At 38.8% G+C, this 14261-nt stretch carries 17 protein-coding genes; 5 read left to right on the plus strand and 12 right to left on the minus strand.

Annotated features, from left to right (window positions below; all coding sequences use genetic code 11):
• Positions 1-68 precede the first annotated feature (68 nt).
• From K1I41_RS03015 to K1I41_RS03055, 9 genes are all read right to left on the minus strand, one after another.
• On the minus strand, positions 69-551 hold the full coding sequence (locus K1I41_RS03015; protein WP_220641208.1) for a hypothetical protein: 483 nt from the start codon (positions 549-551) through the stop codon (positions 69-71).
• Positions 552-559: 8 nt separating this feature from the next.
• Positions 560-2407, minus strand: a complete 1848-nt coding sequence (locus K1I41_RS03020) for a hypothetical protein (protein ID WP_220641209.1) — start codon at positions 2405-2407, stop codon at positions 560-562.
• A gap of 147 nt (positions 2408-2554) precedes the next feature.
• Positions 2555-3061 (minus strand): hypothetical protein, encoded by a 507-nt coding sequence (locus K1I41_RS03025; RefSeq protein ID WP_220641210.1) that lies wholly within the window; start codon positions 3059-3061, stop codon positions 2555-2557.
• Between the two features lie 16 nt (positions 3062-3077).
• The gene (locus tag K1I41_RS03030) at positions 3078-3755 is read right to left on the minus strand and encodes a hypothetical protein (protein ID WP_220641211.1); all 678 of its coding nucleotides are present in this window, start codon (positions 3753-3755) and stop codon (positions 3078-3080) included.
• Between the two features lie 143 nt (positions 3756-3898).
• On the minus strand, positions 3899-5329 hold the full coding sequence (gene pyk / locus K1I41_RS03035) for a pyruvate kinase (RefSeq protein WP_220641212.1): 1431 nt from the start codon (positions 5327-5329) through the stop codon (positions 3899-3901).
• A 6-nt stretch (positions 5330-5335) separates the two neighbouring features.
• On the minus strand, positions 5336-5830 hold the full coding sequence (locus tag K1I41_RS03040; protein WP_220641213.1) for an IPExxxVDY family protein: 495 nt from the start codon (positions 5828-5830) through the stop codon (positions 5336-5338).
• A 113-nt stretch (positions 5831-5943) separates the two neighbouring features.
• Positions 5944-6690, minus strand: coding sequence for a ribonuclease III (rnc, locus tag K1I41_RS03045; protein ID WP_220641214.1), 747 nt, complete (start codon positions 6688-6690; stop codon positions 5944-5946).
• Positions 6691-6696: 6 nt separating this feature from the next.
• Positions 6697-7950 carry a beta-ketoacyl-ACP synthase II gene (gene fabF, locus K1I41_RS03050; RefSeq protein ID WP_220641215.1) on the minus strand — a complete coding sequence of 418 codons (1254 nt, stop codon included), beginning with the start codon at positions 7948-7950 and terminating at the stop codon, positions 6697-6699.
• Between the two features lie 203 nt (positions 7951-8153).
• Positions 8154-8390 carry an acyl carrier protein gene (locus K1I41_RS03055; protein WP_026980165.1) on the minus strand — a complete coding sequence of 79 codons (237 nt, stop codon included), beginning with the start codon at positions 8388-8390 and terminating at the stop codon, positions 8154-8156.
• Between the two features lie 176 nt (positions 8391-8566).
• Here K1I41_RS03055 and purN point away from each other — a divergent pair, with 176 nt between their 5' ends.
• From purN to K1I41_RS03070, 3 genes are all read left to right on the plus strand, one after another.
• Positions 8567-9133 (plus strand): phosphoribosylglycinamide formyltransferase, encoded by a 567-nt coding sequence (purN, locus tag K1I41_RS03060; protein WP_220641216.1) that lies wholly within the window; start codon positions 8567-8569, stop codon positions 9131-9133.
• 77 nt (positions 9134-9210) lie between these two features.
• A complete protein-coding gene (gene rnhA / locus K1I41_RS03065; RefSeq protein ID WP_220641217.1) occupies positions 9211-9690 on the plus strand; it encodes a ribonuclease HI in 480 nt (159 codons plus the stop codon).
• A 115-nt stretch (positions 9691-9805) separates the two neighbouring features.
• Complete coding sequence (locus K1I41_RS03070) at positions 9806-10582, plus strand: Bax inhibitor-1/YccA family protein (protein ID WP_220641218.1); 777 nt, start codon at positions 9806-9808, stop codon at positions 10580-10582.
• Positions 10583-10633: 51 nt separating this feature from the next.
• Here K1I41_RS03070 and dinB read toward each other — a convergent pair whose 3' ends face one another.
• Complete coding sequence (gene dinB, locus K1I41_RS03075; RefSeq protein WP_220641219.1) at positions 10634-11728, minus strand: DNA polymerase IV; 1095 nt, start codon at positions 11726-11728, stop codon at positions 10634-10636.
• A 144-nt stretch (positions 11729-11872) separates the two neighbouring features.
• Between dinB and K1I41_RS03080 the strand changes: the two genes are divergently transcribed.
• Both K1I41_RS03080 and K1I41_RS03085 read left to right on the plus strand, forming a co-directional pair.
• Entirely contained in the window at positions 11873-12313 is a 441-nt protein-coding gene (locus K1I41_RS03080) for a hypothetical protein (protein ID WP_220641220.1), read from the plus strand.
• 68 nt (positions 12314-12381) lie between these two features.
• Complete coding sequence (locus K1I41_RS03085) at positions 12382-12771, plus strand: septal ring lytic transglycosylase RlpA family protein (protein WP_220641221.1); 390 nt, start codon at positions 12382-12384, stop codon at positions 12769-12771.
• Positions 12772-12776: 5 nt separating this feature from the next.
• On the opposite strand, the gene K1I41_RS03090 is transcribed toward K1I41_RS03085, so the two are convergent.
• Together K1I41_RS03090 and K1I41_RS03095 are read right to left on the minus strand one after the other, a co-directional pair.
• Positions 12777-13763 (minus strand): YpdA family putative bacillithiol disulfide reductase, encoded by a 987-nt coding sequence (locus tag K1I41_RS03090; protein WP_220641222.1) that lies wholly within the window; start codon positions 13761-13763, stop codon positions 12777-12779.
• On the minus strand, positions 13754-14224 hold the full coding sequence (locus K1I41_RS03095; protein ID WP_220641223.1) for a CYTH domain-containing protein: 471 nt from the start codon (positions 14222-14224) through the stop codon (positions 13754-13756). The genes K1I41_RS03090 and K1I41_RS03095 overlap by 10 nt, the downstream gene beginning before the upstream one ends.
• Positions 14225-14261 lie beyond the last annotated feature (37 nt).

Here is a 14261-nt window from a genome sequence, read left to right on the forward strand (position 1 = left end):
TTTATTTCTGCTAAACCTTTCCATGCTATTTCATCGTATAAAAATCTTGGACACTTATATCTATAAGTTTAATTTAAAAAACTCCTTGCTACTCTTACTACTATAAAATGGATTACAAAAATAATAAATACCAAAGCTATGGCTAACCATTCTCTTTTAATACTAGCCCGTTCTTTTATTACTGTGTATCTTCTAAATATTGTAATTACAATAAGATGAATTAAAGCCGCTACGAATGCATAAGCTCCATAGACTCCCCATAAGGCATCAGCAAAAATAAGTATATAAAAAATAAGTGATATTACTAACAATATATATAACAACCACTTAGATAAGGTAAGGGTTTTATTAGCTATATCTTTGTATAGAATGTAAATGTAACTGAAAAAAAAGATTGAACAGTATGAACATAGATTGATTAAAAGAAACCACTGGTTAAGTTTAAAAGGTATTTTCAAAAAATCTCCTATAAAAAACGTGATAATAAAGGCTAGCAACGATACAGTTACTAACCCTAAAAGTAATTTATTAAAATTAATATTTTTCATCATATAACGATTTAGTTACAGCATAGTTCACTCATTGGTATTTCGCCTATTAGTACTCTTCGAACTTGACTCCATGCTGGTCGAAACGTTATTGGAGGAGTCATACTAGGATCTTCTGCAGTCCCCGAATTATTTTCTACAAATTGGTAGACCCCACTTCTTAAACTTCCCCATAGCGCATCAGGTGCATCAAAAGCACTACCTGTAATTGTAGTGTTTTCGGCAAATAACGATTCTAAACTATCTGTCATCCTATCCATACCTCTTGTATAAAATGTATATGATCCATCATTATTTTCAATAAGACCAAATTCCCTATTGCCACTTACGGGGTGAATTCCGTCATTTCCTTGCCCAGGGAACCATGGTACCTCAATAGTTGTAAATATCCAGCTATCATCTTCAGATTTAGAACAGATTACTGAGCCATCTCCTGCTGGAGGAGCAATATTAATATGAATGATAGCCTTAAGCGGGTTAGAAGAATTCCATATTTGATTTTCATTATAACCCGTTATCGTTGAAGGACTAAAACTACTTATGGATGTATCTAAGAAATCATTAATATTTAAACGGATATGATTTAAAAATTCTTTAGGTGTAAAGGTAGTACCTGTTACTGAATTAATTGGTAGCGTAGATATATTTACAGAAAAGAAATCCATATTAACCACAGCTCCTTTTCCATCTTTTACACGCTGAATAGCATAATCTCCAAAATTATCGTTATCTAATTGCTCTATCTTATTTACAACACTTGTTGGTATTGTATAGTTCATTAAATCAAACCATGGCTGCAAATCAAGATCCGATTTACCTAATAATGCAGTAGGATTTGTTTCAATTTCTTTTAACAAGTTAATCCAATTTTCAGCAAACTGTTTACTTTCATTACTCCAATTCTCATTCGTTAAATAATCTACTATAGCATCATAAGCCCCTTGGTTGGCAGTAGCCCATTGTTGTTGTTCAGGCTTCAGCCCAAAGAAAAATTGGTTACTTGGGTTAGCCACTACTAAGGGTTGTGTTATTAGTGTTTGCCCTTGTATTAAGCCATAGTTGGCATCGGGTTCTCCGCCTCCTGTGCCGCCATCGTTGCCACTTCCGCCTGTACCACCGCCTGTGTTTCCGCCTCCGTCTCCAGAGCCACCTCCACCAGTATTGCCTCCTCCAGTGTCGCCTCCGCTTCCGCCATTACCACTTCCGCCTTCATCGCAGCCTATATAGGTATAGGTTAATGTGGTGGGTTGTAGTACAATGTCGCTACCACCTACTTGGCAATCGGGATGCCCGGGTCCGTGGGGGTTTCCTGCTTCGCATTGCCATTGAAATTCGTAGTTTTGTGTTACATTAAAACAGTTTATGTTTATTAGTCCTGCTCCGTTTCCTGCCAATAGCGGGGTTACTTGGGTATTGGCTAGTATAGTTTCAGTAGGTAATTGGTGTAGGTTGCTGAGTTCTCGTTGTGTAAATAGGTATTTAAAGTGGTATTTGTTGTAGCTACCATCGGGGTTGGATTCTAATACTATGTTTTCGGTTTCGTTGTCTTTGCTGTTGGCTCTATCAGTAACAAAGGTTAGGGTGTGTTTTCCGTTGTATTCGGCATAGAGTGCATCTTCGTCTTTAATATCCAAACCTGCTAAGGAGGAGGCTGCTATGCTTTGTTTTGCGCGTGCTAGCTCTTCATCTATAAGGGCGGGGTTGGGGTAGTTGTGTTTTTCGAGCTTTTTGTAAATTACGTTATTTGTGGTGCCTGATTTTTGTTGGTAGGCTGTGGGGGCTTCATCGTTATCTGATGAACAGGAGAATAACGATAACAACAGTACACACAACAGAGCGGGTAGTGTGAATTGCTTCATAATGTTTAAAATTTTAAAGTTGGTTAATTAATAACGGTTAAATTGGGTAAATATTTTGGTTGCAAGTACACTAACATTTTAACCAAAAAAAATACCCATTAATGGGTATTTTTTTATTTAACTTATTTATATAAAGAAAGTTAATGATTAGTATTTTAAACTATCATCCATTACATCATAAATACTAGGTTTGCTAGGCAATGTAATCTCTTTTATTTGTTCTATATTAGCCTTAGCTATAAACTGATAGAGTTTTTCATAGCTTTTTTGAGTCTTTTCTAACAATACTTCTGTTGACTTGTAAAACTTCAACGCTTCTTCTACAGATTTAAAATCGGTTTTTTTTATGTTTTCCTCAAGCCATTTCTTTCTATATTCCTCAATAGACAATTCTTCTATTTTTTTCCCATTAGCTAAATATTCATCTAGCTTTTCTTGGGGAAACATTTGAAGACCATTCAATTTCTGAACCATCACTTTAATATTCTTTTTGTATTGAATATAGTTATCTGTCTGTATCATTTCCAGATACTGTTGTTTTGCAATTTGCAATTCCGATTCAGAAAGACCTTTGCCTATAGAGTCTTGAGCAATATCAACTGACTGCGCATTTAAAGTTATGGCAAAGAAAAAAAACAGAACTAAATACTTCATTCTAAAAAAATATTTATTAACAAGCACCTGCACAGGCATTAAAGTCTAGAGCTATTTCTATATAAGCATTTTCATAATTTGCTTCAACTGCTACGGTATACCCAAAATCTCCTGACAATGCTGCAAGCTGTAAATTTTGAGTATACTGAGTCTCTAATTCGTCGAGTTGAGCATCAGTAGTGTCTATACAGTTATCCAAACAAGTATCAGTGTTTGAAGGATAGTCTACAGTATGATTAGCAAATTCAGGCTCGAGAACTTCTCCTACTTGAATAAGATCTGCATTTCCAATAAAATCATAAAGATCAATGTTTGCTGATATCATTTTACTGAGCTTATTTGTTGTGTCATCGTAGATAGTTTCAAACTCGGCAATACTACTAAAACCTGTTTTGTTAAGATTATTGTTTATCCAACTCATCCACTCGGCTTTATTTGTAGCTCTAACTTCATTCAATAACAATTTACCTGTAAAAGTAGCTAATGCACTTTTATAATCCGTATACTCTTGTGTTGCCATCATATCAACATAAAATTGTTTAGCCGTTGCTAAATCAATTTTATTAGATTTTTTTAACTGAAAATTAGATGTATTGGCAGTAGTTTCAGTTGTCGTATCGTTGTTGTCTGTTGAACAAGAAAAAAACGATAATGTCAGTACGCATAAAAGCGTAGGTAGTGTGAATTGCTTCATAATGTTTAAAATTTTAAAGTTGGTTAATTAATAACGGTTAAAATGGGTTAATATTTTGGTTGCAAGTACACTAACATTTTGCACAAAAAAAATACCCATTAATGGGTATTTTTTTATTTAACTTATTTATATAAAGAAAGTTACTATTCTATTTCGCTAACACGTAGTGTGTTTACCATACCTTTGTTTACTACGGGCATTGCTGCAAGGTTTATTAGCATATCGCCTTTTTCTACAAAGCCTTTTTCGCGGGCTATGGCGTTAACATCTTCTACGGTTTCATCGGTACTACGGAACTCATCATAATAAAAGGCATTTACGCCCCATAGCAAACTCATTTGGGTTAGTATGGCTTTGTTGGATGTAAATACCAATACGTGTGCTTGTGGTCGCCATGCCGATATTTGGAATGCGGTATAGCCACTATTGGTTAGTGTGCTAATGGCTTTTGCCCTAATATCGTTTGCCATTTGGGCAGCGTGGTAACAAATGGATTTGGTAATAAAGCGTTTGGTACGCACGTGGGGTACATTTTGTGGTACACTAATCATGGGCGAATCTTCTACCGCCTCAATAATCTGCGTCATGGTTTCTATTACCTGTACAGGATAATTTCCTACGGATGTTTCGCCCGATAGCATTACGGCATCTGCCCCATCCATAACCGAGTTGGCTACATCGTTTACCTCTGCTCGTGTTGGTGTTAGGCTTGTAATCATTGTTTCCATCATTTGGGTGGCAATAATTACAGGTATGCGTGCTGTTTTGGCACGGTTTACCAGCTTTTTTTGTATTAGTGGTACTTCTTGTGCGGGTACTTCTACACCAAGGTCGCCCCTAGCTACCATAAGCCCATCACAATAGGCAACAATTTTATCAATATTTTCTACTGCCTCTGGTTTTTCTATTTTGGCAATAATCGGAATTTTATGGTCGGAGTGTTCCGCAATAAGGTCTTGCAACTCCATAAGGTCTTCTGGCGTTCGTACAAACGATAGTGCAATCCAGTCTACACGCTCCTTAACCGCAAATATGGCATCCTTAACATCTTTTTGGGTAAGGGCGGGTAACGATACTTTTGTGTTGGGTAGGTTTACGCCTTTTTTAGATTTTAACGGACCGCCTTGTATTACTTTGGCTTTTACCTCGGTGGTTTTGTTGGTTTCAATTACCTCAAAAATAAGTTTACCATCGTCTAGCAAAATACGCTCGCCTGCATTTACATCGTTAGGGAATTCTTTATAATTCATATATACCCTATCGGCAGTACCTGGTTCATCTTCGGCGGTTTGGAATGTTATTACATCGCCAGGGGCTACTACTACATCATTCTTCATTACACCTACGCGTAGTTTAGGCCCCTGCAGGTCGCCAAGTATAGAGGTGTTATAGCCGTACTCGTCGTTTAAGGCTCGTATTATTTTTATGCGCTCGGTTACATCGGTATAATCGGCATGTGAAAAGTTGATTCTGAATACGTTTACACCAGCATCAATCATTGCTTTGATTGTTTCCTTAGTACTACAAGCAGGACCTAGTGTAGCTACAACTTTGGTTTTTTTTCTTGTTGGCATATTTTATTAAAAAATTAGATTGTTTTTAGATTTGAGTTTATCGTGATCAATTGTGTAGGCAGTGGTTATGTGCTTAATACCCAGTAATTGGTTTACTACGGCATTGGGCTTAAAGGACGAGGGTACATTTTCTACTTTAAGTATATAATCTACCTTTTTTAATTCGGGTAACAGGCTACTGCTTGCTGTTATAGCTATTTCGGCTTCGCTAAATAAAGATGCGTTACTGGTACTGGTTGTTTTTGTAATGGCTCGGGTAGTTTTGTTTTGTATAAAATCCCAAACAACTCCTGTATCAGCATCTTCAAAAAAAAATCTGGAAAAGCAGCCTTCTGCTTTGGCAGATGTTACGCTAATATCTTTAGTGCTTTTTTCGAGCAGTATTTGTAACGTTTGGTTTATAAAATAGGCAAGCCTGTAATCTTCTGTAGAAGAATGAATGGCAATTAATTCATAATCAATCGTTACAAAATCGTCGATTTGTATTTTGTGAATAGCCATTTACGTCCAAATAAGCCGTAAATATAGCACTTATAAGTCATAAAAAACAGGCGAAAAATTTAAGTTTACGATAAATTAATCACGAAAACGTTTTAGTAAAGTGGTATTCTGCCTTATTTTATGTTAATTTTTTCCTGAAGTGCAAAATAGGCGCGTTGCGATGCTTTTTCTTCTGATTTTTTTTTGGATGTGGCTCGGGCTTTTGCTATTACATTGCCATCTATTTTTAGGCGTACACCAAAGTATTTTTGCCCTTCTACGCCGTTATCTTCGTACACTTCAAAATGAAATTTCTTTTTCTCCTTTTGGCACCACTCTATTAGCAAACTTTTGTAGCTAATAACCTTGCCCTCTAGCCGTGCTATATCTACGTAGGGGCCTATAACTTTTTTATGTATAAATTTTTCGCAGTAAGTAAAGCCTCTATCCAGGTAAATAGCGCCTATAAATGCCTCAAAAAGGTTGCCGTGTATGTTTTCGCCAAAGTGTTGCGGTGCAACATTGCTCTCTACCCAACTTATTAAATCAAGGTCGCGCCCAAGCTCATTTAAATGTTCACGGCTTACTATTTTAGAGCGCATTTTGGTTAAGTAACCCTCATCGCCCGTTGGGGCTTCGGTAAACAAATGGGCTGCTATTACCGAGCCTAACATGGCATCGCCTAAAAACTCTAAACGCTCATAATTTATGGGATTACCTTGTGCATCGGTTTTGTTGGACGAACGATGGGTAAATGCCCTACGGTAGTGGGATAGTGCAATAGGTTTAAAGCCAAGCAGCTTTTTCATTTCGTCAAAAAAAATCCCGTCTTTTTCGTTAGAAGGACGGGATTTGTTGAATATTTTTTTAATTACACCCATACCGTTTTACAGTTCGAGTTTTTTAATTAAAACACAGGCATTATGCCCGCCAAACCCAAAGGTATTGCTCATTACTACACTCATGTCGCGTTTTTGCGCTTTGTTAAATGTAAAGTTTAGCTTAGGGTCTATATTCTCGTCGTCTGTAAAGTGGTTTATTGTGGGTGGTACAATACCGTGTTTTATAGATAGTATAGAGGCTATAGTCTCTATAGCACCTGCTGCACCAAGTAAGTGCCCCGTCATGGATTTGGTTGAGTTTAGGTTAAGCGTATACGCATGCTCACCAAATACCTCCAATATGGCTTTACTCTCGGCAATATCGCCCAACGGGGTAGATGTTCCGTGCATGTTAACACCATCTACATCTTGTGGGCTTAGCCCAGCATCGCGCAAGCAGTTTATCATTACGTTTTTAGCGCCTAGCCCCTCGGGGTGTGGTGCTGTAATGTGGTGGGCATCGGCACTCATACCGCCACCGCCTATTTCGCAGTATATGGTTGCGCCACGTGCTATGGCATGCTCGTACTCCTCTATTACTAACGATCCTGCTCCTTCGCCCAGTACAAAACCCTCGCGGTCTTTATCCATAGGTCGGGATGCCGTAGTAGGGTCATCATTTCGTGTAGAAAGTGCGTGCATGGCATTAAAGCCACCCATACCTGCAATGGTTACTGCTGCCTCGCTACCGCCTGTTACCATAACATCGGCATGCCCAAGGCGTATGTAGTTAAAGGCATCTATAAGTGCATTGGTAGATGATGCACAGGCTGATACGGTGGTAAAGTTGGGACCTCTAAAACCATATTTCATCGAAATATGCCCGCCAGCTATATCGGCTATCATCTTAGGAATAAAAAAGGGGTTAAATTTTGGCACACCGTTACCCGTTGCAAAATTTGTTACTTCTTCTTGGAATGTTTCCAATCCTCCAATACCCGAACCCCAAATAACGCCTACTTTATCTTTATCAAGTTTATCAAAATCAAAATTAGCATCTTTAACAGCCTCGTCAGTAGCAACAACGGCATATTGTGCGTAACGATCCATTTTTCGTGCCTCTTTTCTGTCTATAAAATCTTTAACATCGAAATTTTTTACTTCGCAGGCAAACTTGGTTTTGAAGTTAGTAGTGTCAAAGTAAGTAATAGGAGCCGCACCACTTTTACCATTAATTAGCCCCTCCCAGTACTCCTGTACGGTGTTGCCTATAGGGGTAAGTGCACCCAATCCTGTTACTACAACTCTTCTTAATTTCATAAAGTAAAATTTTATAGTTTTAACTTATAGAACAATACCCATGAATCTCTTCAATTACATGGTAAGAAACATGGGCATCGATAATATTTATGAATGTCTTTAAATAAAGTAAAAGCCGTTCATTTTTGTTTTTAAAGCGGCATGCGCTGTACAATAAATAACAACATCCATACAACTAAGTTGCATGGATGCTTGTGTATTTATTATTTTTTTGCTTCTTCTATGTAAGAAATAGCCTGACCAACAGTAGAGATGTTTTCAGCCTGATCGTCTGGGATTTGAATATCGAATTCTTTTTCAAACTCCATAATAAGCTCTACCGTATCTAGTGAATCGGCTCCTAGATCGTTTGTGAAGCTCGCTTCCGAAACAACTTCGTTTTCGTCAACACCTAATTTGTCTACTATAATCGCTTTTACTCTTGATGCAATGTCTGACATAATCTTTAATTTTAGAATTTAAATTGAATGGCAAAAATAAAAAACTTTATTTTAAAACAAGGTTTTCATAAAAAAATGTGAGTACTAAAGTAAAAAATTAATTTTAGAAATGTAATACCCCTATGTGTTTTTGCAAATTATTATTCTTTTTTTTGCAATGTAAAACTGTAATCGTAATGAAAAAAATAATCGTCTTTGCATCGGGTAGTGGCTCCAACGCAGCACAAACAATGCAGTATGCCCAGCAAAGCAAGCACTATACCGTAGCAGCCGTATTTACTAACAACCCCAACGCTGGCGTACTACAAAAAGCACAAAACTACCAAGTACCCACCACCGTTTTTAACCGCGAGGAGCTTACCAACGGCACCGTACTGCAAGCCCTAAATACCATACAACCCAACCTTATAGTATTGGCTGGTTTTTTATTAAAATTCCCGAGCAGTATTATTGCAGCATATAACCAAAAAGTAATTAACATACACCCTGCCCTATTACCCAAATACGGTGGTAAAGGCATGTATGGCATGCATGTACACCGCGCCGTACTGGAAAATAACGACACCGAAAGCGGTATTACCATACATTACGTGAACGAAAATTACGACGAGGGCAACATAATACTACAGGCAACCGTTAACGTAGCAGACTGTACAACTGCCGAAGCCATAGCCGAGAAAGTACTAACTTTAGAGCACGAGCATTTGCCGAAAACCATAACAGCATTGCTTTCGGATAATTAGAATAGTAAAACGTAAGAGTACCGCTTACTAATCCAATCCAAAAAAAATACAATCATTAAATAACCCAACACACTAAAATGAACCATACCGTACACATATACACCGATGGCGCAGCCAAAGGCAACCCAGGCAACGGAGGGTATGGCATTGTTATGGAACTGGTGGGGCAACCCTACCGTAAAGAGTTTTACGAGGGGTTTAGGCGTACCACCAACAACCGTATGGAACTGCTTGCCGTAATAGTAGGGCTAGAAAAACTAAAAAACCCCAATACAAGCGTACTTGTGGTAAGCGACAGTAAGTATGTAGTAGATGCCGTTACCAAAGGCTGGGTTTTTAACTGGGAAAAAAAAGGTTTTAAAGACAAAAAGAATCCCGATTTATGGAAACGCTTTTTAAAAGTGTACCGAAAGCATAAAGTAGATTTTAAATGGATAAAAGGGCACAACAACCACCCGCAAAACGAACGTTGCGATGAACTTGCCGTAATGGCTGCCACACAACCCAACCTTAACATAGATGCCTACTACGAAAACGAAGGGGAGAAATTACTGTAACAAAAAAACAACACAAACTACTAATTGGTATAACGGCGGTAGCTAAGGCATACTTTTTGTTATCTTTGTCCCGAAATTTATAATACAGAAACATTCCCTAATTTATTACATACATATGAAATTAAAATCAAGTAATCCATTACTAAAAAACGACCGCTTTACAAAATCGGGAACTGCAACAGCATACGACCCCGATGGCAGACCGTTGGAAATTATTGACTTTAATAATACCATGACGGTGCAGGGTGCTATAAACAAAAGTATACTACTACTAGTATTACTTGTTGCTAGTGCTGTTTTTACCGTAGGCATTGTTTACACGGGTACCGTAGGCGTATACCCCTTAGCCATTGGTGGTATAATAGCTGCCCTTATACTAATGCTAATTGGTGGCAGAAAGCCCGAATACCTCCCCTACATAGCACCAGGCTTTGCCGTTTTTGAAGGCGTTTTTGTGGGAGCAATTTCTGCCATATTCGAGCTTATGTACCCCGGTATTGTACTACAAGCCGTGGCAGGTACATTTGTTACTGCCTTAGTGTGCTTTTTACTATACCGTTTTAGAATAGTAAAGGTAACCGAACAATTTAAATCGGTAGTAATAGCAGCAACACTAGCCATAGGTACGTATTACTTAATATCCATAGGATTATCGTTATTTACAGGCATAAGGCTATTCCACCACGATAACTCTTTAATGAGCATTGGTTTTAGCGTATTTGTAATTGTAATTGCTGCCCTAAACCTATTTTTAGATTTTGATTTGATGGAGGAAGGTGCAAAACGCAGATTACCTAAAAACATGGAATGGTATGGCGCTATGGGGTTAATAGCCACATTAGTATGGCTGTACATTGAGTTTTTACGATTATTATCGAAATTGCAAGACTAAGCAAATAGCTACTAAAAATAACAAGGCTGCCTTAGGCAGCTTTTTTTGTGCCTAAAAATCAAACTGTAATTGTACCGCTACCGCCTTTTGCTCGCCTTTAGTAGTATCGGTATTAAGGTTGGAGAGCGATATGCCCAACAACCGCACCGACTCTTTTAACCGCTCCTGGTACAACAACTCCTTAACCGTTTCAAACATCAGGTGCTTATCGTTAATAAAATACGGGAGTGTTTTACTGCGGGTTTGCTGCGTAAAATCGCTATACTTTATTTTAAGGGTTACCGTTTTACCACTAATTTTTTTCTTTTTAAGCCTGCCTTCCAATTGTTCGGCGGTCGTTTTTAGTTGCTCCTCAATAAATATTTCCGATACCAAATTTTCGGTAAACGTATGCTCTGTACCTACGCTTTTAGGTATTCGGTTCGGTTTTACCTCACTATTGTGTATGCCCCGTACCACATTGTAGTAATGCCTACCTGCTTTACCAAAATGCTGTACTAAAAACTCCTCCGTTTTTGTTTTTAAATCGGCACCCGTAAAAATACCCAACTGATACATTTTTTGCGTAGTAACCTTACCCACCCCATGAAATTTATTGATACCCAAATCCTCTAAAAATGGCAGTACCTCATCAGGGGTCACCGTTTTTTGTCCGTTAGGCTTGTTGTAATCACTCGCTACCTTAGCAATAAATTTATTAATAGATATGCCTGCCGATGCCGTTAACCCTGTAACCTCAAAAATACGCTGCCGTATCTCCTGCGCTATCATGGTGGCACTGGGGTTGCCCTTTTTGTTCTGGGTAACATCCAAGTAGGCTTCATCTAACGATAAGGGCTCAACCAAATCCGTATACTCTAAAAAAACAGCACGAATTTGTTGCGATATTTCACGATACCGCTCAAATCGAGGCTTCACAAATATCAGCTCGGGACAACGTTTTTGGGCAAGATATCCGCTAATGGCACTACGCACCCCAAACTTACGCGCCTCGTAACTGGCAGCAGCTACCACCCCTCGGGCAGACCCTCCGCCTACAGCAATGGCCTTGCCCTTTAGCTCGGGGTTATCCTTTTGCTCTACCGAGGCATAAAAGGCATCCATATCTATATGAATTATTTTGCGTTGGGGCAACTGGGTTTCCATACTACAAAAATACGCTAATATTTAACAGTTAACCTCCCTGTAATAGTAGGGCTTACCCTGCTTTTTGTGTTACCATGTACAATTTTATAGCACAATGGTATGGTAAAATGTTTATTTTTGCATACAACCAAAATTTAAAATACTATGTACTCAACCATTCAGGGGTTACACTCCTACCTTGCCATTGCCGTGTTAGGGCTTTTATTTATTACAGTGCTTAACTCGTTAGTGGGTATGAGCAAAAAAAGACCTTTTTTGAAGAAAGACAAACAAATAGCACTTATTGCATTGGCATTTTCGCACACGCAATTTGTACTGGGTATGATATTATTATTTACATCGCCTTACTACGAGAGTGTAAAAGCATCGGGCATGGGCGCTGCCATGAAAGACAGCACATTACGCCTTTACGTGGTAGAGCACCCACTTACTAATATTATTGCGCTTACGCTGATAACCATAGGATGGTCGGCACACAAAAAAGCAACAGATAGCACTGTAAAATTCAAGAAAATAGGTTACCTGTATGCCATAGGGCTTGTACTACTATTAAGTAGAATTCCGTGGAGTGCTTGGTTAAACTAATAGTATAAAAGCCCGTTTGGGCTTTTTTTTATATCGCTTACATTAATTATTACATCCATAATCGTCATATGGTAAAACGCATCCTACTCCTATTTGTAACGGCAACGTTACTATTATCCTGTTCATCATCTAAAGGAATAAGCACATCGCGCTCCTATAAAATGCACACTAAAAAAGCCGTAGCATCGTACTACGGTAATAAGTTTAACGGACGCAAAACCGCAAGCGGCGAACGCTTTAGCAACAAAAAATACACGGCTGCACACAAAAAGTTACCCTTTGGTACAAAAGTGCGTGTTACCAATAAGGCAAACGGAAAATCGGTAATTGTAACTATAAACGATAGAGGACCGTTTGTTAAAGGACGCCATATTGACCTCTCTAAACGGGCATTTATGGATATTACCGATAATAAAAAGCATGGGCTACTTAAGGTAACCATAGAGGTTGCCAAGTAGCGGGTTTATCCGTTGTTTGTAGTTGTAATAGCATCCATAATAATGTTGGCATGCACGCGCGAATTCTCTATAAACCATTTGTGCGTTTCCAGTCCGCCACATACCACACCCGCAAGGTAAAGCCCTTGCACGTTTGTTTCCATAGTATCGGGGTTGTATTGTGGGGTACGATGGATGGTATTGGCAATGTGTACACCTGCTTTTTGCAGAAATTCCAAATCAGGGCGGTAGCCCGTTAGTGCTAATACAAAATCGTTAGGAATTGTTACATCGCCATCGGGAGTGGTTATGGTAACCGCATCCTCACGTATTTCGGCAACTTCCGAATAAAAATAGGCTTTAATACTCCCCTCTTTTATCCGATTCTCTATATCAGGTTTTATCCAATACTTCACCCTATCGTTAATTTCGCCTTTTCGGATAACCATAGTTACCTCAGCACCTTTATGCCAGCACTCCAACGCAGCATCTACGGATGAGTTGTTGGCACCAATTACCACCACTTTCCTAAAAGCATATTCGTGCGCTTCGCGGTAATAGTGCCGTACTTTAGGCAAGTTTTCGCCAGATACATTTATATACATGGGTATATCGTAAAAACCTGTAGCTATAACCACATTTTTAGCGGTGTACTCGGTTTTATCCGTTACTAAGCTAAATATACCTGTAGGAGTTTTATGTACACTCTCAACCCTTTCATACAGGTTAATGTTCAGCTTAAATAATTTATGAATGTTACGATAATACTCCAACGCCTCTTGCCTACCGGGTTTGGGTGCAATGCAACTAAAAGGTACGTTGCCAATCTCCAAACGGTCTGCAGTAGAAAAAAACGTCATGTACAACGGGTAATGGTACAGGCTGTTTACTAGCGTACCTTTTTCAATCACCAAATAATTGAGTCCTTTTTGCTGTGCCGCTATGGCACACGCCATACCTATGGGTCCGCCGCCTATAATAATTACGTCGTATGGTTGCGGGGTTACTTCCATGTAGTAAAGGGTTTTTGGCTTAGGTAGGCATTATAATAACGTTCGTTACCTGTTACCTCCTGCCCTAGCCATTCGGGTTTTTCAAAGGCTTCGTTTTCATCAGTAAGTTCTACTTCGGCTATTACCAGCCCAGCATTATCGCCGTAAAACTCATCTACCTCAAACGTGTGGTTGCCTGCTTTTACCTCGTAACGGGTTTTGTCTATTATACCCTTTTCGCAAATAGCAAGTAATTGCTTGGCATCAGCAAGGGTAATTTCGGTTTCCCATTCCATACGGGTAGTCCCACTAGCATTACTTTCTCCTTTAATGGTTAGGTAACCTTTATCGGCTTTGGTACGTACCCTAACTGTACGCTCGGGCTCGGAGTTTAAGTACCCCTGTGTAATACGTTTTTGGGCGAAAGCCTCCGTTTTATAAGTGTCGTTTAGCACTAAAAATTTACGTTCTATTTCGGTCATACTATGTCGTAAAATTGTAGCAGCAAGGTAGTAATTT

Source organism: Flavobacterium litorale (genome assembly GCF_019613795.1).
Lineage (GTDB): Bacteria > Bacteroidota > Bacteroidia > Flavobacteriales > Flavobacteriaceae > Flavobacterium > Flavobacterium litorale.

Excerpts from the sequence above, each read along its gene's own strand:
- K1I41_RS03015 (WP_220641208.1), bottom strand. The coding sequence starts at position 551 with ATGATGAAAAATATTAATTTTAATAAATTACTTTTAGGGTTAGTAACT.
- K1I41_RS03020 (WP_220641209.1), bottom strand. The coding sequence starts at position 2,407 with ATGAAGCAATTCACACTACCCGCTCTGTTGTGTGTACTGTTGTTATCG.
- K1I41_RS03025 (WP_220641210.1), bottom strand. The coding sequence starts at position 3,061 with ATGAAGTATTTAGTTCTGTTTTTTTTCTTTGCCATAACTTTAAATGCG.
- K1I41_RS03030 (WP_220641211.1), bottom strand. The coding sequence starts at position 3,755 with ATGAAGCAATTCACACTACCTACGCTTTTATGCGTACTGACATTATCG.
- pyk (WP_220641212.1), bottom strand. The coding sequence starts at position 5,329 with ATGCCAACAAGAAAAAAAACCAAAGTTGTAGCTACACTAGGTCCTGCT.
- K1I41_RS03040 (WP_220641213.1), bottom strand. The coding sequence starts at position 5,830 with ATGGCTATTCACAAAATACAAATCGACGATTTTGTAACGATTGATTAT.
- rnc (WP_220641214.1), bottom strand. The coding sequence starts at position 6,690 with ATGGGTGTAATTAAAAAAATATTCAACAAATCCCGTCCTTCTAACGAA.
- fabF (WP_220641215.1), bottom strand. The coding sequence starts at position 7,950 with ATGAAATTAAGAAGAGTTGTAGTAACAGGATTGGGTGCACTTACCCCT.
- K1I41_RS03055 (WP_026980165.1), bottom strand. The coding sequence starts at position 8,390 with ATGTCAGACATTGCATCAAGAGTAAAAGCGATTATAGTAGACAAATTA.
- purN (WP_220641216.1), top strand. The coding sequence starts at position 8,567 with ATGAAAAAAATAATCGTCTTTGCATCGGGTAGTGGCTCCAACGCAGCA.
- rnhA (WP_220641217.1), top strand. The coding sequence starts at position 9,211 with ATGAACCATACCGTACACATATACACCGATGGCGCAGCCAAAGGCAAC.
- K1I41_RS03070 (WP_220641218.1), top strand. The coding sequence starts at position 9,806 with ATGAAATTAAAATCAAGTAATCCATTACTAAAAAACGACCGCTTTACA.
- dinB (WP_220641219.1), bottom strand. The coding sequence starts at position 11,728 with ATGGAAACCCAGTTGCCCCAACGCAAAATAATTCATATAGATATGGAT.
- K1I41_RS03080 (WP_220641220.1), top strand. The coding sequence starts at position 11,873 with ATGTACTCAACCATTCAGGGGTTACACTCCTACCTTGCCATTGCCGTG.
- K1I41_RS03085 (WP_220641221.1), top strand. The coding sequence starts at position 12,382 with ATGGTAAAACGCATCCTACTCCTATTTGTAACGGCAACGTTACTATTA.
- K1I41_RS03090 (WP_220641222.1), bottom strand. The coding sequence starts at position 13,763 with ATGGAAGTAACCCCGCAACCATACGACGTAATTATTATAGGCGGCGGA.
- K1I41_RS03095 (WP_220641223.1), bottom strand. The coding sequence starts at position 14,224 with ATGACCGAAATAGAACGTAAATTTTTAGTGCTAAACGACACTTATAAA.